The organism is Sphingobacterium detergens (genome assembly GCF_003610355.1).
Classification (GTDB): Bacteria; Bacteroidota; Bacteroidia; order Sphingobacteriales; family Sphingobacteriaceae; genus Sphingobacterium; species Sphingobacterium detergens.
In genome coordinates this window covers 86,441-104,886 of the sequence record NZ_RAPY01000008.1, presented here as the reverse complement: position 1 = coordinate 104,886, position 18,446 = coordinate 86,441, and the positions used below count along the sequence as shown (strand labels likewise).

Here is an 18,446-nt window from a genome sequence, read left to right as displayed (position 1 = left end):
AAAGCTATCTAATCGGAGAAAATAGGAATAAAGTATCCCATCAACAAGTTTGACAAATTAAAAAAATGAGTAGGTCATCGTATAGTTTATATATAATTGGAAAGATAAAGAATAAATAAAATTGGCTTAACATGTAGTTTCCGGTGGCGCCGTATTTTCACCTAAAAAAGTAGAGATGAAAAATAACGAGCAAATTAACCGGAGGAGATTCCTTAAAAATTCATTAATTGCAGCAGGAGGGGTTTTTATAGCACCGCTTATTGAAAGCTGTTCGGATGACCCTACAGATATTGATAGCGCACCAGACAACCTTAAAAATGGTGGCTTTGAATCTGGAGTTGCGAGCTTTGACCCCTCGGCAACCGGGATAATCATCTGGACGAGATATTCTGTAGAGACAGATGCTGAAATTACCTGGGAAATAAGTAAAGAGAATAGCTTTTCGGAGATCCTTCGAAGGGGACAGGTGAAGGCCGATGTTGCCAATGATTTTACATTGGCCATTGATGTTCAGAATATCGCATCCAATACAAAATATTATTATAGATTTTATAATGCCAAGACTAAAGAAGCAAGTGTTGTTGGTGAAACATTAACGCTTCCTGCTAAAACAGATAATGTCAATGAAGTAAAAATGGCTGTGGTATCTTGTTCTAATTTTCCAGCTGGACTTTTCAACGTATATGGGGCGATTGCAAAATCGGAGGCTGATGTTGTTGTACACCTCGGGGACTACATTTATGAGTATGCTCCTGGTCAATATGGCACCAATCCCTATACCAATGAACTCGGCAGAGCCCATAAACCGGCTAAAGAGATTGTAAATCTCGCAGATTACAGAGAAAGATATAGACAATATAGAAGTGATAAAAATTTGCAGTTTCTTCATCAGAAAAAACCATTTATTTGTGTATGGGATGATCACGAACTTGCCGATAATGCATACCGATCCGGCGCTGAAAATCATCAGCCAGAGGAGGGAAGCTTTGACACCCGTAAAATGGCCGCTTTTCAAGCTTATAGTGAATATATTCCCCTGAAGACAGGCAAGGACCAACGTATTTATAGGAGTTTTACCTTTGGTAATTTGCTCTCACTCTATATGCTGGATACCCGGATAATCGCACGGGATAAACAATTGGATTACACAAACTATATAGATGGAAGCGGAAACTTTAAACAGACACAATTTCAGACTGATCTGCTCAGTAACAATAGAAAGTTGATTGGTGACGAACAAATGACTTGGTTAGGAACTCAGATTAACGCTGATACGACAACATGGAAAGTGTTGGGGCAACAGATCCTGATGACTAAGATGCTGATTCCTGCGGAACTCTTGATGTTGCTGAACCAAGTGATGACTGAAATAGCACATTTTGGAAATGCTCAGCCATCTACAATGGCTGCACTTTCAGCTGCAATAGGGCAGTTGGTCATCCTAAAAACGAGATACCTACAAAAAGATCCTACACTGACACAGCAGGACATCGCAAGAATTACAACGGTACTGCCCTATAATCTCGATGCATGGGATGGCTATTTTATTGAAAGAGAGCGTTTATATTCGATTTTAGCAGGTAAGAAAGTCGTCGTATTGGCTGGCGATACACACAATGCATGGCTAGGAAAATTGACAGATGCTCAGGGTAAATTTATAGGAACAGAATTGGCCTGCAGTTCGGTCTCTTCACCTGGATTAGAGAGTTACTTGGGAATTACCACAGATACTAAAAAAGCAATGGAACTTGCTCAGGCTTTTTCTGTATTAATTGATGAACTAGAATATGCCAATCTTTATAAGAGAGGGTATCTACATGTGAAATTTACGGCCGCCACGTCGCTTGCAGAATGGAGATTTGTGGATAACGTCATTTCAGATAGTTATACTGTTACGACGGAAAAGACGTATACTATTTCCTAGTAAGAGCCTCAATAATAAACAGTCTCCAAGCAAAGTAGCTCAATCTCTCAACGAAATGGGCTAAGTGTTTGGAGACTGTCTATATACATGATGTTTATTTCGTTTCTAGCAGCACAATACCATGTGGCGGAATGTGTAATGTTTTGATGTTGCTCAGTCTTCCCAAATCCCTCTTTATCCAAAGATCACGTACTTTGGTATTCGGAGAAATTTGAAGCTTTTTACTGTCCAGATGATAATCCACAGCTTTATCCGATCTGTTCAGCATAGCGATAGCGGTATTGTTTTTTCCCTGTAGTTGCTTCACCCAAAGATCAACGGTACCGTCATTTCCTATAAATACAGCTTGTTTAAAGGCTGTGTCCTGATTTAAGGCAATCAGTTCCCTGTTCGTTAATATGGCAATGGTTTCCTTCGACATTTTGGTGAGGTCGTTCCCTGCTAGAAGTGGCGAATTCAGCATACACCACATGGAAAAATGTGTTTTATCTTCTTCGTAAGTCATTCCTCGACCTACCTGCAACATATCCATATCATTATAATGGCCGGGGCTGCTGTATTGATTCAAATTTTTGTTGAGATCAATAATAGCTAAAACAGAACCGAAATTGTTTCGAATATCCTCGGATATCCGCCAGGAGTCCACTAGTTTAATAGCCCATTCGCCGGGAAATTGCCAGCGGCAGATATTGATCCGCGCATTGGGCTTAACCCCTCGTATGGCGGAAATAATCTTACTGTATTGTTCCTGATCATTTAGTTTCATTTCCAGCCCGCCACACCAATCTATCTTAATAAAATCAAAGTTCCATTCTTTGAAGAATAGTTCGGCATCCTGCTGTTCATGCCCATACATTCCTACTCCAATACCTTTTTTATCGTTATCCCAAATTGATCCGCAGGTATTTCGCCCTCCTTCGGAATATAAACCGGCCTTTAATCCTTTCTGATGGAGATATGCTGCGATGGCATCCATGCCATTCGGGAATTTAGTACTGTCCACGTAAAGTTTTCCATGACTGTCCCGGCCTCCGAAATAACCGTCATCAACATTGATATAGCGATAGCCTGCCTGATATAGGCCTGTTGAGATCAAGGCGTCCGCCTGTTGTTTAATCAGGTTTTCATTAATGTGAATACGAAAGTTGTTCCAGCTACTCCAGCCCATAATAGGCGCTTTGTTTTCTTGCCCGACTACAGTAAGAACAAGTAATTGCAAGAATAAAAGACAGGATAATCTCAATGTTCTGACGTTGGATAAATACATGTTTTTTTTGTTCTAAGATAACACTAAATAAGTTCAAATGCACAACGAAGCACACATTGGGAGTGTATGCTGAGGAAAAAAAGCGATGCTCCTTATCTAATAAATTGAACGTACAAACCAATAAAATGCAAAATATAGGGATGTCAATTTGCATAATTTTGTATAATGAGATATCCTAAAAGCGTATACACCTATGTTATAAGAAAAAGGATATAAATTCTGTGTTTAAGCCAAAAACGTTTCAAGAAGATATATTTGATATGAAAGATTCTATTCCAGCCCATCAAGAATTTGCAACAAATAGCTACCAGCGACATGCAAACTGGTATAATGATCTCTACCCGGAGCGCATACAAAAAATGCAAATACTCTTCTCAATTAAAGATAATCAGGGTAGCATCAACCATTGGTTACAGCAGCTTTTCTTTAAGTGCTTAGATCCTTTTATGCAGGAAAAGCAAGCGAGTTGGTTTACAGTGGGGGATGCCTATGGACATGATGCCCAGTATCTTTTGGAAAAGGGTGTCGAAGACGTTACGGCGAGTGATCTCAATGGAGATTTTTTGGCCTTATCGCAAGAAATCGGACTGATCGATAAGTATGCTGTCGAAAATGCCGAAGCAATGAGTCTTGGAGATAACAGTGTTGATTATATCCTATGTAAAGAAACCTATCACCATTTTCCACGACCATATGCCGCCCTTTACGAAATGATACGGGTGGCTCGAGAAGCGATCGTCATCATAGAACCGCAGGATCCGATCTTAAAAATGCCGCTGCTTTTGTTTATGAATAATCTATTGGCGCGAGTAAATGATAAATTGATAGCGAAGGTCTGGAAGAATAGATTTTCTTATGAGCGGGTGGGCAATTTTGTCTATAAGACCTCCGAACGGGAGTTTGAAAAACTTGCGGCAGGGCTGAATCTCCCTATGATTGCAGTAAAGGCGCTTAACCCAAATTTTTGGTTTCCGGGGAGTAATAACATTCCAGCAAAACGGACATCGCATAAATTCAGGAAAGTGCTGTGGAAAAAGGGACTTCGTGACCTGCTTTCAAAGGTCGGAGCTGTCCCCAGTCAAACATTGAGCATTGTTGTGTTTAAACAGTTGCCTTCTCCCGCAGTCCGACAATCACTTATTGCTGATGGATATAGGTTGGTCGAAATTCCGCAAAACCCCTATTTGTAGGTCTCATTTTTTTATTTCCAGGGACAAATCGAGTTCTCAATCGTCTTATATAGATACGTCTGACACAAAATAGATGTAGGTCAAATTTTTTAATTATAAACGATAAATCATGAGAAACAACGATGTAAAAGGAAAGGTCGTTCTGCTCCAAACAATAGTCATAGTACTGTTGTTTGGATCTTTAAAGATGTAAAATGATGGTATTGAAAATTATAAATGTGATATTGGTACTCATCGCAGTTGCCATGGGTTTCAAACAGGGGTATGCCATGGTTTCTGGTAAACAGGAAATGTTGCAGCTGTTTGGTAATTGGGGATTCAGTAAGACTGCAGTATGTATCAATGGTCTTGTCACAATTCTTGCAGCTATTCTGATTCTGTTTCCTAAGACATTTGTCTGGGGCAACTTTTTAATGGCTGCAACAATTCTGATGATTATTTGTTTCCATTTGGTACATAAAGACCTAAAGGGCGTGGTCATTGAGTTACCGTTCCTAATGCTCAATTTAGTTATTATTTATTTGCAATATCCGTTTAAGTCTAGCTGATGAAAGATGGAGCTATACCTCTTTTTGAAATTGCTGCGGAGTAAGCCCGGTATTTCGTTTAAAAAAACGATTGAAGTTCGATGGGTCCGAAAAACCAAAAGCATAGGTAATCTCTTTGGCTGATTTTTTTAAAATTAGTTCTTTTTTTATTTCCGATATCAATTTCTGATGGATCATTTGTTGAGCCGATAAACCACTATATTGTTTGCATAGCCTGTTAAGTGTTTTCGGGCTGATATTGAGCAGCTTCGTGTAACTGCTTATATTATGGTTCATGGTATATTCTTTTTCCAATAGAAGCTTGAACTTTTGGAAATCTGAATGAATGACACCATTGTCTTGAAGGTTATATGTTTTTGAATAAAGGCGATTTATTGTTATGAGTAGCTGATATAAAAGAGCTCTTATTAAATGATCGCTATCATGCAAGAGACAGGAAAATTCTCGCGTTATTGTTTGAATCAGGTGGAGACATTGATTGAAAAAATATTCGTCCGGTTTTAGAGCAGGAGGTTGGATATATTGATGGAAGAATTGAAACCTATAGAGGAACAGATTATCGAAAAAAAATAGATCAAGAAAGTCTTTTTCAAAAAATAGGACATAACCAGTTATATCCTTTTCAATTGCCCATCTTCGCGTCTGTCCAGGACTGGTAAAGACAATGCTTTCCTTGGAAAGTGAGATTGTTTTATCACCAATTGATAATGTCCCAGTTCCTTCTTCTATAAAAATAATCTCATAGAAACTGAGTTGATGCAATGAGTCATCTAAAACATAATTTTCTAAGGTTTCAATGCGACCTATATCGAATAACAAATGTCGATTATATTTATATGGGAGAAAATGATATGTTTTAATTTTCTTGCTATTGTTGGTCCTTTTATCCATTGATAATCAGTTTTTCGTTGATCACTGATACAATATAGCATTTATGTTCCTTTGATAACAGCTGAAAGTACATAATTGTTAAGGTATTAATATTTGGTATTTAAAAACAAATGTTTTTTCTATGGAGGAATTAGTGTAAAATCTAGAAAAAAGCCGTTTCAGCATCAAATGGGATACCCCCAAAAAACATGGATTATAAATGACCATATTTGCCATAAAATGACCATTTAGACGAATAGATATCCTGTAATTTTGATGATAATCAAATTCAAATTCAAGACTTATGAAGTTGAGGTATCTAATCATCCTTTTCATGCTTACAATAGCAGCGTCGGATATACTGGCGGAGCAGTTGTATGTTAATCCCAAGACTGGAAATGATCTGAATTCGGGAGAAAAATCAGATCCCCTAAAAACTATTTTAGCAGCGGCAAAGCGTATAAATTCAAATCAAGAAAAGGGAGCCTCCACAGTCGTACTTTCCGCTGGTATACACCTGTTAACCGAAACGGTTTTATTTTCCAATAATAAATATACAGCTAAAAATCGTCTAACAATTCGCGCCGAACTTATGCCTGATGATGAAGGTTGGACTCCACAGCAGATGCCTGTGATCATGACAGCTGTGCCATTAGTTCCCGGATTTGGTGGAATGGAGGGTAGGGGGATTCAACCCGAGGTAAACCATGTGACCATTGAGGGCATACGATTTACGGGGAGTCCGGATTATTCCTATATGGATGAGGATAACTCACGCCGCTCGTACCCGATATGGCGTGATGGTAAACAATTGGACGACTTGCTTGTCACACAATGTCTTTTTGTGGGTGATATTGATGTGTTACCATTACATGTGGGTGTTATTGCTAATGGATACGGATTAATTATTGACCACTGTGTATTTTCCAATTGTAAAAATCCAGTTGTCTTTTGGAAATCTGAGGGACAGGCAGGAAGCGGTAATGCCATGCGGTATTGTCTGGTATATGGTAGCTACTTTAGTGGAGTCTGGACAACAAATGGAACCAATGGGGATACTTTTGAATTCCATCACAATATTATTGCAAATAGTAGTACGGTATGGGTCAGGGAGAAGGGGAGTACAAAGCAATACAAAGCCTTCGATTGTATTTTTTCTGACTATACCAATCTTGCTGGATATGGAAGTGGACCTTTGAGAGGTGACAATCCCACTTCGTCGGACTTTTTAACAATGGAAAGAGTGACTCTTTCCGGAGACATACAGATTGAAAGAGATCAAAGTAAAGCAAATTATCTTCAATTGAAGATGGGATCTTTTGGTTCGGATCTAGGTGCTGGACTCTTTAAAAAAAATAAGTAACAGAAAATATATATATGTTATGTTAAAGTTCCAACTTTTGTGTACCCTACTTTCATCATTTCTTCTAGATGCTTACGTTGTAACAGGTAGATTGGTGGATCATCAATATAATCCCGTTAGCTATTTTGTAGTTCATGTATATAAGTCTAATCAACAGAAAGAGAAGCTAGACAGATTGCGGGTAGACACCGTACATCATCAGAATGGAGAATTTAAAATCGGCGAATTAAACAGTGGGCATTATCTTTTGGAGATTGACGTGCCCGATTATACAGGATATACTGTTGCTATTGATATTAAAGACCGGAATCGCTCCTTACCAGAAATTCAGCTACAGCCGACAAGATAAATAGGTGATGTTGCTTTATTTAGCACAAGTATGCTTATTATGGGGGGACTTGTATGACATCTATTCTAAAGTTAAGTGTTTATTCAAAACCTAGATTACCTTTTATCAATAACTTACACACTTATCGGGATACTGCCATACAATTCGAAATCTATCATACAAAATGATAATAACGATCGCAGAAAGAGGGGGAATTGTTGAATAATATGTGCCTAAGTCTGACTACTTTTTGGCTTTCGCTAGTCACTTTTTCCAAACAAGTGATCACTTGTTCGGAAAAAGCGATCAGTTGTTTGGAAAAAGTGATCAGTTTTTGGTAAGAACCGATCCTAATGTTCGAAGGACCGATCACAATGCTCGGAGGACTGATTACTATGTTGGGAGGACTGATCACAATGTTGAAAAAGGTGATCACTATATTGAAGGAAGTGATCAGTATATTGAAGAAAGTGATCGGTATATTGGAAGAACTGTTCGGTATGTTGAAAGAAGTGATCAGTATGTTGAGAAGACTGATCAGTCAGCAGCTGGAACTGATCAGTCCTAGTGAAAAAGTGTTGCCTTTTTGGGAAAAACTGAACACGTTATTCGAAGGAGTGATCGAAGTGCTGCAAAAAGTAATCAGTTGTAGGTCCGAGGTGATCACTTGCGTTAAAAAAGTGGACAGCATCTTTAAAATACTGTTCAGTTTGTCGGAAAATGTGTTCAGTTTGTTGGAAATACTGTTCACTATTTTCCAAAGAGTGTTTAGCAAAAGCCAAAAACTAGTCAGGGATTTGGGCAAATGTTGAAAATATTTGCCCAAATGTTGTCCCATATCAAAAGCGTTTGTTCCAGTTCGTCCCAATTTGTCCCACATTTCGTCAAGCCTCCCTCCGGGTTCCTATGTTTGTGTCAAGATGTTCTACCGGAAGTAGTGCTTCATATCTCTTATAAATGGGTAATGTTCTGTAAAATGTATAAGTCTTTGTTATTCTGATGTTTTGAAAAAATAATTGAAATATTTTGGGACAATTGGAGATCTCAACCGTATGATAGATATGTGCTGTAGAGTAGGTAGCTGCAGTACCAGCTAGATTTATTCATAATATTAAGGCCGTGTAGAATATCCCATTCTCACGGCCTTATTTTAATCTTTTCCAGCTATACCTGTCGAATCAACGATGGCATAGATTTACTTGCTTTTCGGATATGATCTACCTGGGTAGGATGATCTTAAAACTGTGTTTCAATTTCGGGTATACCGATCCATTGCCATTTGCGCTGGGTGAAACCTGGATTGACATCACCATCAATTTTAAACCTTCTCAGATCGATGATACGTGTACCACGCCAGGATAAAAATATCCGGCGGACAACAACGATGTCATTCAGCGTTAGGGTTGTGGATGGCGTATAATTGGATGCTCCGGAAGCATCATATTTTGAAATAACCGAATTAACAAGTTCCACGGCATTACCCGGAATCAGTCCGCGTACAACCAATTCGGCACGGATCAATTGCATTTCATCAAAATCGCTGACAAGCAAGGGATCTCTTTCCTTAAACAAGGTCAGTGACCAATGTCCTTTGGCTGCTTTTACAACCGGAACACGAGCTTTGTCAGCTATGGTTTTTGATGCGGCAACCAAACTTGGATCAACGGCCGCATCTCTTGAATTGATATTTAACGCATTAAAGAAACCGTTGCTTACAGTACCTACGGTATTCAGAAAGCTGAAGTTTTCCGTTGCAGTAAACGACTGGTTGATATGCTGCACAGCCAGGGGATAATTGCCAGTATGGATTCCCAGCTTTGTCAGTAAGGCATGAAGCAATCGTTTCTCAGTATCGCTGGCAGCAGGAAGTGCCTGTTGCCAGTAAGTCTGTGCTTTGGTATAGGCTTCCTGATGACTAACCTCTTTGTGGTCAGCATAGACAGAGTGGCTGGTATTGCTGACACTGAAATAATCCGCCATCAGCAACCAGGCATAACCGGCATGTAATCTTGCATTGACCAAAGCCGCTTGTTTGATCTTGATGCCATCTTCATCCGTTGGATTTAAAGATTCTGCATTGGCAATCGCATCTTCGGCACGGGCACGGTAGTTTTGCACATTGGACCATACACTAAAGAGTGACGTGTTGTCCGGAGTTAATTTATCTTCATCCAATTCCTTGTAAAAAGGGGAGTTTGGAACTGCGGTAGGGACAATTTCATCCACAATAGCCCCGGAAGCGACCAACAGGTCTGACGCGGATGTTGCACCCGCGCGCCATACACCGGCGATGACAGGACCATAGACATAAGCACCTTTTTCGATACGACCGAGCATAGCGATGTTGTTTAGCTGTGATTCATCAATGGTGTTGTCCGGCAACTTGGTGTCGTTCACCCACTTGTCACAGGAGGAAAAGGAAAGTACTGCCATACAGACGAATCCTGCTTTCCAAATATCTTTTATTTTGATAGACATAATTATCATTTTTAAAAACCAATATTTACACTCATAGCGTAGCTGCGTGGAGCCGGTACCGCAGTCCAGTCGGATGATAGATAGCTGATACCACGGGTACGTTTACTACCGCCCTGTGAATCTATTTGTGGTTCGATACCGCCGTAGTTGGTCGTCAGCCACAGGTTGTTTCCTGTTAATGATAGCACGCAGCTTTTGAATAGACCATTGGTTTGTTTCTTGGCCCAAACACCTAAATCATAGGAGATGGTGACATTGCTCAAACGGATGAAATCGGCTTTCTCAATAAAATTACCGCGAGGACCAGCATATTGGGCAAGTTCATTTGCTGTTGCAATATACTCCGGCGTGCCTGGTGTCTGCGTGGCAAGCTGTGCTTTGAGATCCTCGCTTGTCTTGAAGTTATTCCCTTGGCTGGCTACATTTCTATTGGAGATATTATAGACTTTAGCGCCTTTTGAATAGTTGAACAAAGATTGGATACGGAGGTTATTGACTAACTGAAGATTGAAGCCAAATGATCCATTATAGGTAGGGAAAGGTTTGCCCAAAACCTGCGGTGCGCTTTCTTTAGCACCTGTATATACGCCGTTGCTATTGAAGTTGGCACCTTCGGATACACCTGTATAGAACGAGAATGCTGGGAGTCCCGGACGGATCAGATTGACCGTGTTGATAATGTCATTTCCACCTGAGCTGATGACTTTATTGGACTGGTGATTGAAAATCACGAAGAGGTCCAAACTGTTTTTCTGATTACTGCTGGTAAATACACGGCTGTTATAAGTCACTTCAATCCCTTTACCACGAATTTTACCCACATTTTCGGGATAGTCCCCACTCAAGCTTGAAGGCCAACCCAAAGAAGGCAATAATGTGGTATATACAATCGCATCGCGTGTGTTTTGCAAATAGTAGGTAAAGCCCAAACGTTGTTTGAAAAAGCTGAGATCCGTACCGATCTCAAACTCACCGGTGCGCTCTGGTTTGATATCAGGATTACCTTTGCGCAATGGTCTAACCAAGGTGCCAAACGAAGAGTTTTCAATAAGATAGGCTGTCTGCGCATCATTTGGATATGGTAAACGACCAGATTCACCATAAGCGGCTCTTATCTTCCATTCATCGATCTTACCTTGCATAAATTCAAAGGGTTTCACATTGTAGGCAACACTCACTGTGGGGTACCAGATACTGGCTACATTCCGACCAATCATATTGGATACGTCTCTTCTAACACCGGTATTGATAAATAACTGATTGTTGTAGCTTAAAAATGCCTCACCATAGATACCATGGGTACGTTTTTCGAAATAAGTATCGGTTGTACCTAAGATTTCAGCTGCTGAGGAGATGTTACTGATGCCTGGTACTGCAAAATTACGTACGCTGATACCGCTGACAGTTTCGGTAGATTTAGTCAACTGAGATAATAAGGCTAGATTCAGTTGCCATTTATCCGCTAAGGCAAAGTTGCGCGACAACTTGACATCCCAGTTGATATTCTGGTTTTTACGGTCACTGACCTGTTTGGCACCCGTGCTGTTTGTACCCTGTAGGTAGCCGTAAGGAAGATAGTTCAACCCATCGATCCGATTGAGGTCAAGCCCCACAAGACTTTCCAGCTTGATATTAAAAGGAAGCGTATAGTTTAATTTGACACTTCCTGTAAAGCGGTCGTTGGAATAGCTTTTCTCAATGGCACGCCAGGTTTCTTCGGAAATAAAAGGCCAGGGCGTCTGATCGCGCATCAGATTCCAGATGGCATCATCACGTCCCGAAGCTGACTGTGGGATACTCAGTTTACCTTTGACATAGCCAGCGGTGAAACCCAGTTTGAAATTGTCTTTAGTAAAATCATATCCTGCACGAAAGGTCTGTCTATTGTCTTTGTTGCCCGGAACAATACCTGAGGTGGTATTGGAGTTGGCCGAAAAGAATAGACTGTTTGCCTGATCAAACTGTGCCGATAAATTGGCATAGTACTGATTTTGATGACCGCGGTCAAAAAAGTTATTCAGCGCATCGTTGTTGACATATTTTGTGTATTTATTGGCGAGTTCGCTGAAACCGCCGGTATATTTTACATTGACAGCCACGCCTTTTTTGCCGCTCAGGCCACGTTTGGTCTGGATAATAACAACACCGTTAGCTGCCTCTGCACCATAGGAAGCTGCCGCCGCCGGTCCTTTGATCACATCGATAGAAGCAATATCGTTCATCGGTAAGTCATTCAGTGCACTCATCGCTTCTTGTGAAGAATTTACATCAGCAGTATTACTGCTACCGTAGCGTACCCCATCGATAAAGATCAGGGGATCCCGTTCCATACTGAAGGTTGCTGCCGAACGAATATCAAAACGTATGGGCATACCTACTTTTCCATTGGTATTGTATACTTGGGCGCCGCTAATTCTTCCGTTTACCAGTTCCGCTAGAGAAGAGGGATTACTTTTTGCGACAATATCTGCGGCATCAATATGATCGACATTGGTACCAATGGCCCGTTTGCTCCGTGAATTGGCCAAACTTGCTGTGACCAATACTTCGTCCAGTGCAACACCGGATTCAAGACTGATCTCGACTTGTTGTCCTTCCTGTACCTTGGCAAAATAACGCTCGTAGCTTTTATAGCCAACCATTTTAACCAGCAGGGTCTCCCCATTGTGAAGTACAAGACTAAATTTTCCGTTGCCATCGGCGACAGTTCCGCCTTGAGGGCGCTCTTTGATGATTATACTCGCACCCGGTACGATCACACCCGTGCTCTTGTCATGTACGATACCTTGAATATTTTGCGCTTGAAGGGCAAAACAGGAAAGCAAAGTGATGCTCAAAAAAGTAAAAATTCGATACATATGATTTTTATAGACTGTTTTTCTTTATTTAGTTTTGATCTAAATAAGGTAAAAATTTGCGCAAAGGTAATCATATCCTCAGAATTGACAAATTGGTTTTTAACTTTTTTTAACGAAACGTACCAATCTAACTGTTTAATTGGGAATAGTTTAGTCGAATTACAATAAATAATATGCCGGTTTCGAAAACCTACTCTTCGTATTTCTTAGGTTGTTTAAATAAAGTCTATTTGTTTGGTAGTTTTTAATTATGGTTTTGCTATTTTTGTAGCACTGTTATCCTAGATGGCATGCGTATGTGCTGTCTATTATTATATAATGCAGGTAAGAAATGAATGCATAGTGAAAATTAGCTGTTCAGGTTTTATGATCTTCTTGTATAAAAAAAATCTAAAAACTATATTTGTTCAAATCAATACATCATGCCTAAGTTGGAAAGTCTAAGCGATGAGGAACTATTTCTTTTGGTTTCCAAGAACCAAGATGGGGCATTTCATATGTTGTATGAAAGGTACAAGGCGGCTTTACTGGTCTATGCGATCAAGCGGGTCGGCCAAGATGCTGGGGAAGATCTGGTGCAGGATGTTTTTATTCGCACTTGGAACAATAGGTACTCAATTGATTATCAGGATGACTTTAAGGCCTATCTTTTTACAGCGCTAAGACGTCGTATCATGGATTATTTCGCCAAAGAAAATAATGCGCAAGGTTATCTGGAGGATCTCAAATCCTATGCAAGTGAGTTTGCATTTGACGAAGCTGATGAACACGTCCGCGCGCAGTCTTTTCGTGATTCCATCTTCGCTGTACTCCATCGTTACGGTCCGCAATATCAAGCGGTTCTAAAATTGCGTTTGCAGGGGTATTCCAATCCCGAAATAGCAGTTATGTTGGGCCTTTCTGAAAAGACGGTACGCAATCAATATTCATCTACTTTAAAAATCATACGCTCTAATTTTTCGTCTTTTTTACTTTTTTTATTTTTTTGAGGGACAATCGTCTGGCAGCGCCGTTTACCTTAGTATAGCAGCATTAGAGCTGAACTAACAATTATTACTATGAAGATCGACGATTCACTATTCGCAAGGTATCAAGCTGGGGAATGTTCCGCGGAGGAAATAGCTTTGGTTGAGCGTTGGTTGGATCAGTTAGATCGTTTTCCCGAACCTCAAGATCGTCAGATGTTAATGCTTTTGGAAAATCTGGACGACAAAATGCCTTTTATCAAAAAACGCAAAAAACAATCCAGATGGAAGTGGCTGGCTGCGGCGAGCATTATCGTTATGCTGACAACGACTGTTTACATCTATTGGAGCCAACGGGCTGAACATGTTCGATATGCAAGTATTGACGCGATACAGGCGCCCATAAAATCCAATGCTATTGTCGTGTTGGAAAATAATACGGAATATGATCTTGACAAATTAAAACCTAATGATACCTTAAATGCCGGAAGTTATCGAATTGTGCGAACTCATGACGATCAAATCATCTATTTAATTGATCCTGCACAAAAATCGAAAGTTGTCTACAATACAATTCGCACAAAGACAGGGGGTACAGCACATGTACAGCTCGCAGATGGAACACAGGTTTGGTTGAATACCAATAGTGAATTACGTTATCCGATTTCTTTTAGAGGTGATATCCGCGAGGTTGCCTTAGATGGTGAAGGCTATTTTGAAGTTGCCAAACAAGAACGAAACCATAAAAGAGTACCATTTTTTGTCCGTGGCGATAGACAAACAATTCAGGTATTGGGAACGAAATTCAATGCTGATTTTACGGCTAACAATGAAACAGCTTTATTGGAAGGTTCGGTCGCTTTCTCCGATCGGGGATCAAGCTTGGAGCAGAGTAGAAAGGACCAATTTTCCGTGCGAATCAGGCCTAATCAAGTATATGATGGAAAGAAGATTATCGAAGCTAAAGATATTACCCGTTACATCGATTGGAAAGAAGGCTATTTTGATCTGAATGAAATAAATATGGGGCAACTGTCTCTTAAATTGCGTGCCTGGTATGGTGTTGATGTTCGTGTTGATGCGCAATTAGCTCAGGTGCAATTGTTTGGTCGCGTACGCCGTGATAAAAGTTTAAAAGAGGTGCTGGACCTTTTGTCTCAAGTCCACCCCATGCAATATACATTGAAAAACAATTCTATATACATCAAATAACGAAAAGACTAACTAACGAAAATTAACTTTATGAAATTGAAAGTTTACCCTTTTGAAAAAAGAGTGGCGGCTACCGATTTGCCCAAAGATGTCGGTAAATGCTTATCGAAGCTTGTGCTGAGTGGTCTGTTGCTATCGGGTTTCATAGGTACAGCAATGGCGCAGCGTATTACGTTGAAAGAGCATAATAGTTCCATGTACTCCATTCTGGAAAAAATCCGAAAACAAGCGAATGCGGATCTTATCGGTGACTTAGCCTTACTCAAAAATAGCAAACCGATTAGCATTCAGGTAAAAGATAAGGAGATCGAGCAGGTACTAAGGGAGGTCGCTGCTGGTCAAGATGTGGATCTGGTCTTTCGAAATAACACGATTTTGGTGCGGCGAAAAGAACCCGCTCCCGGGAAAACAAACAATGAACGGCCTGCTGGGCGAAAGACTGAGGCTGGAGAACAGCGTCAGATCACCGTTGAGGGGCGTGTGCAGGATGCTTCAGGGAAACCTTTGGCCGGGGTATCGATCAAGGTGCTGCGAAGCCCACGCGGCGGGGTTCTTTCTGATGCGAATGGCAGGTTCTATGTAGTCCTGCTCAATGAGTCTTTGGAACTGGGCTTTTCCATGGTTGGCTATGAAAGACAGGAAGTTGAGGTTACCTCAGACAAACCGCTGGTGGTGACGATGCATCAAGTGGACAATAGAATAGAGGAAACGGTGGTCACCGGCTACAATAGGGTACGCCGCGAGAATTTTACAGGTGCGGCGACGATGGTGACACGGCAGGAACTGGAGAAATTCAACTCGACCAATATCTTTACTGTGCTACAATCGCTGGATCCTTCTTTTAAAGTCGATGAGCGTGTAACCGCGGGATCTAATCCGAATGTAATGCCACAAATCAATATTCGGGGAGTTTCTAGTGTGGGAGAATATGCCGTCAATGCCCCGTTGATTATTATGGATGGTTTTGAGGTACCACTGACGACACTGTATGATATCGATGTGAATCGCATTGAAACTATATCTATCCTAAAAGATGCCAGTTCAACGAGTTTATACGGTTCTCGTGGGGGGAATGGTGTGGTGGTCATTGAAACAAGATTGCCCAAAGATGGTAAGTTTACAGTGAGCTACGATATGAAACCTTCAGTTTCCATGGTGGATTTATCGGATTACAATTTGATGAATGCGAGGGAGAAATTACAATATGAAAAATTAGCGAATTTATATACATCGAAAAGTGGTGATAGCGGTTTTGACCTTATTCAACAGGAATTTTATAATAATCTATTCGCAAAACGAGAGCAGGATATACAGGGGGGAACGGATACCTATTGGTTGAAACAGCCTGTTCGAAATACATTTTCTATTAATCACAGTCTGCGGATGGAAGGGGGCGGGAATGGTGTGCGATATAGTCTTGAAGGTGGTTATTTTGATAGTAAAGGTGTAATGAAAGACTCTGGTCGAAAACGTGGTAATGCAGGTTTTACCCTAATCTATCGCATACCAAACGTGATTACTTTCCGCAACGTGGCGACTTATCTGTATAGCAAAGCCTATAATAGCCCCTATGGTGAATTTAAAACCTATACCGAGCTGAATCCCTACGAAAGAATATACAATGACCAAGGTAACTACAATGTTCGTTTTGGTGAGTTAGGACAATGGTATAACTGGGGACCAACGCAATTTAACCCATTGTATAATGCCAGTTTGGGATTCCGCGATGATGAAGTAGCCCAAACGCTTCAGAATAACATGTCTATCGAGTGGTTTGCGCTGCCAAAACTACTTGTCAGAGCATCGGGTATGATCGCACGGGAAATGAGAGATATTGATCGCTACAAGTCTCCTTTTCATACAGATTATACCAATATTACCGATGCAAACCTAAAAGGATCTTATACTTTCGGAAATCGAAATTTCACGAAATATGAAGGGAAAGTGGATGTACAATATTCTAATAAATTTGACAAGCATCAGCTTGTCGCCAATGGCATCGCAGAAATTCGTTCGGAAAACACCATAGGTAACAGCAATACTGTGACAGGTTATGTGGATGATCGCTTTATGACACCACAGATGGCTTTGCAGTATGCGGTAGGATCGTTGCCAAAATCGACTTCATTACCTGTACGTTCGGTCGGTTTTTTGGGTTCCCTGTTTTACACCTACGATAATAAATACAATGTAAGCAGTACCCTGCGATCTGACGGGGCATCGATCTATGGTAGCCAAAATCGTTTTGGGACATTCTGGAGTGCGGGTTTTTCCTATAATATGCACAACGAAACCTGGTTTAAAAATAATTTCCTGACACGGATGCGCTGGTATGTGAATGCTGGTACATCGAGTACGGTGAGTAATTTTAATGTAGGTATGGTAAGTACTTCTTATAATTTCATTACAGGCCGTAACTACTATAACCAATATGCGGCGATTTATACAGGACAGGGTAATCCAGCGGTACGTTGGCCTGAGCAACAGCAGCGGAGTGTGGGTGGAGAGTTTGGTATCAAGGGTGATCTGTTGAAATTAGATCTTTCCTTTTATGACCGCACGACCAACCGTATGATTTCTACTATTGATGTGGCGCCATCTTTTGGTTTTTATGAAGACAGATTTTTCCAAAATTTTGGTAAGGTGCAGAATAAAGGTTTTGAAGCAATGGCCAACTGGCGGGTGCTCAATAATACAACAAAAGATCTCAGCTGGTATCTGTCAGTCGGTGCAGTACAGAACCGTAGTAAGCTAAAAGAAATATCCAATGAACTTCGCGCCTTAAATGAGTCCTTGGTGACAAAAGATAAAGATGGTAATGTTATTCAGCCGGGACAATTCTACCAGGAGGGACAGTCCTTGAGTGTTATCCGTGCGGTACCGTCGTTGGGGATTGATCCCGCCAACGGACGTGAACTCTATCGCGACCGAAACGGCAATGTCACTTATACCTGGGATGCCAATAACCAACAGGTGGTGGGTAATTCGGAACCGACACTGTATGGAAATGTAGGGTCTACCGTCAATTTTAAGGGACTGACCGTCCAAGTGATCGGGAATTATTCCCTGGGTGCCGATAGATATAATCAAACGCTGATGGACAAAATTGAAAATAATAACGCTTATCAGAATGCGGATCGTCGTGTATTGGAAGAACGCTGGAAACAGCCGGGAGATATCACCAAATATAAAGCTATTGATGATCTGTCCGCGACACAGCCCTCCAGCCGTTTTGTACAAACCGAATCGTTTCTGCGGCTTTCGACCATCAATGTCAACTACTCTTTTAGCAATGCGGTCTTGAAGAAGTATAAACTTGAACGGCTGCGGCTGAACTTTTCCATGAACGATATGTTTCGATGGAGTACTGTACGCATGGAAAGAGGGATAGAATATCCTTACGCACGTGAATTTAATTTTGGTGTAATGGTTCAATTTTAAAA

The 18,446-nt window shown here is 40.8% G+C and carries 13 protein-coding genes; 9 read left to right on the top strand and 4 right to left on the bottom strand.

Annotated elements, in window-relative coordinates; genetic code table 11:
• Window positions 1–175: 175 nt before the first annotated feature.
• The gene (locus DFQ12_RS26325) at window positions 176–1,924 is read left to right on the top strand and encodes an alkaline phosphatase D family protein (protein WP_120262000.1); all 1,749 of its coding nucleotides are present in this window, start codon (window positions 176–178) and stop codon (window positions 1,922–1,924) included.
• Between the two features lie 94 nt (window positions 1,925–2,018).
• Here DFQ12_RS26325 and DFQ12_RS26320 read toward each other — a convergent pair whose 3' ends face one another.
• A complete protein-coding gene (locus tag DFQ12_RS26320; RefSeq protein WP_120261999.1) occupies window positions 2,019–3,191 on the bottom strand; it encodes a glycoside hydrolase family 27 protein in 1,173 nt (390 codons plus the stop codon).
• A gap of 260 nt (window positions 3,192–3,451) precedes the next feature.
• Between DFQ12_RS26320 and DFQ12_RS26315 the strand changes: the two genes are divergently transcribed.
• A complete protein-coding gene (locus tag DFQ12_RS26315; RefSeq protein WP_120261998.1) occupies window positions 3,452–4,381 on the top strand; it encodes a class I SAM-dependent methyltransferase in 930 nt (309 codons plus the stop codon).
• A gap of 194 nt (window positions 4,382–4,575) precedes the next feature.
• Window positions 4,576–4,929: a DoxX family protein gene (locus tag DFQ12_RS26310; RefSeq protein WP_208642630.1), complete on the top strand. Its 354-nt coding sequence runs from the start codon at window positions 4,576–4,578 to the stop codon at window positions 4,927–4,929.
• A 12-nt stretch (window positions 4,930–4,941) separates the two neighbouring features.
• Here the strand turns inward: DFQ12_RS26310 and DFQ12_RS26305 are convergent, their stop codons facing one another.
• On the bottom strand, window positions 4,942–5,820 hold the full coding sequence (locus tag DFQ12_RS26305; protein WP_120261997.1) for an AraC family transcriptional regulator: 879 nt from the start codon (window positions 5,818–5,820) through the stop codon (window positions 4,942–4,944).
• Window positions 5,821–6,133: 313 nt separating this feature from the next.
• On the opposite strand from DFQ12_RS26305, the gene DFQ12_RS26300 reads away from it, so the two are divergent.
• The 3 genes from DFQ12_RS26300 to DFQ12_RS26290 all read left to right on the top strand — a co-directional run bounded on the left by DFQ12_RS26300 (window position 6,134) and on the right by DFQ12_RS26290 (window position 8,302).
• On the top strand, window positions 6,134–7,162 hold the full coding sequence (locus tag DFQ12_RS26300; protein ID WP_208642629.1) for a hypothetical protein: 1,029 nt from the start codon (window positions 6,134–6,136) through the stop codon (window positions 7,160–7,162).
• Window positions 7,163–7,181: 19 nt separating this feature from the next.
• Window positions 7,182–7,511 carry a hypothetical protein gene (locus tag DFQ12_RS26295; protein ID WP_120261995.1) on the top strand — a complete coding sequence of 110 codons (330 nt, stop codon included), beginning with the start codon at window positions 7,182–7,184 and terminating at the stop codon, window positions 7,509–7,511.
• 332 nt (window positions 7,512–7,843) lie between these two features.
• On the top strand, window positions 7,844–8,302 hold the full coding sequence (locus DFQ12_RS26290; protein WP_120261994.1) for a hypothetical protein: 459 nt from the start codon (window positions 7,844–7,846) through the stop codon (window positions 8,300–8,302).
• A 424-nt stretch (window positions 8,303–8,726) separates the two neighbouring features.
• On the opposite strand, the gene DFQ12_RS26285 is transcribed toward DFQ12_RS26290, so the two are convergent.
• Complete coding sequence (locus DFQ12_RS26285; protein WP_147420483.1) at window positions 8,727–9,968, bottom strand: RagB/SusD family nutrient uptake outer membrane protein; 1,242 nt, start codon at window positions 9,966–9,968, stop codon at window positions 8,727–8,729.
• Window positions 9,969–9,979: 11 nt separating this feature from the next.
• Complete coding sequence (locus DFQ12_RS26280; RefSeq protein WP_120261992.1) at window positions 9,980–12,826, bottom strand: TonB-dependent receptor domain-containing protein; 2,847 nt, start codon at window positions 12,824–12,826, stop codon at window positions 9,980–9,982.
• Between the two features lie 422 nt (window positions 12,827–13,248).
• Here DFQ12_RS26280 and DFQ12_RS26275 point away from each other — a divergent pair, with 422 nt between their 5' ends.
• The 3 genes from DFQ12_RS26275 (at window position 13,249) to DFQ12_RS26265 (ending at window position 18,444) form a co-directional block, all read left to right on the top strand.
• A complete protein-coding gene (locus DFQ12_RS26275) occupies window positions 13,249–13,815 on the top strand; it encodes an RNA polymerase sigma factor (protein WP_120261991.1) in 567 nt (188 codons plus the stop codon).
• Between the two features lie 69 nt (window positions 13,816–13,884).
• Complete coding sequence (locus DFQ12_RS26270) at window positions 13,885–15,003, top strand: FecR family protein (RefSeq protein ID WP_120261990.1); 1,119 nt, start codon at window positions 13,885–13,887, stop codon at window positions 15,001–15,003.
• 30 nt (window positions 15,004–15,033) lie between these two features.
• Window positions 15,034–18,444 (top strand): SusC/RagA family TonB-linked outer membrane protein, encoded by a 3,411-nt coding sequence (locus DFQ12_RS26265; protein WP_120261989.1) that lies wholly within the window; start codon window positions 15,034–15,036, stop codon window positions 18,442–18,444.
• The last annotated feature ends 2 nt before the right edge of the window (window positions 18,445–18,446 follow it).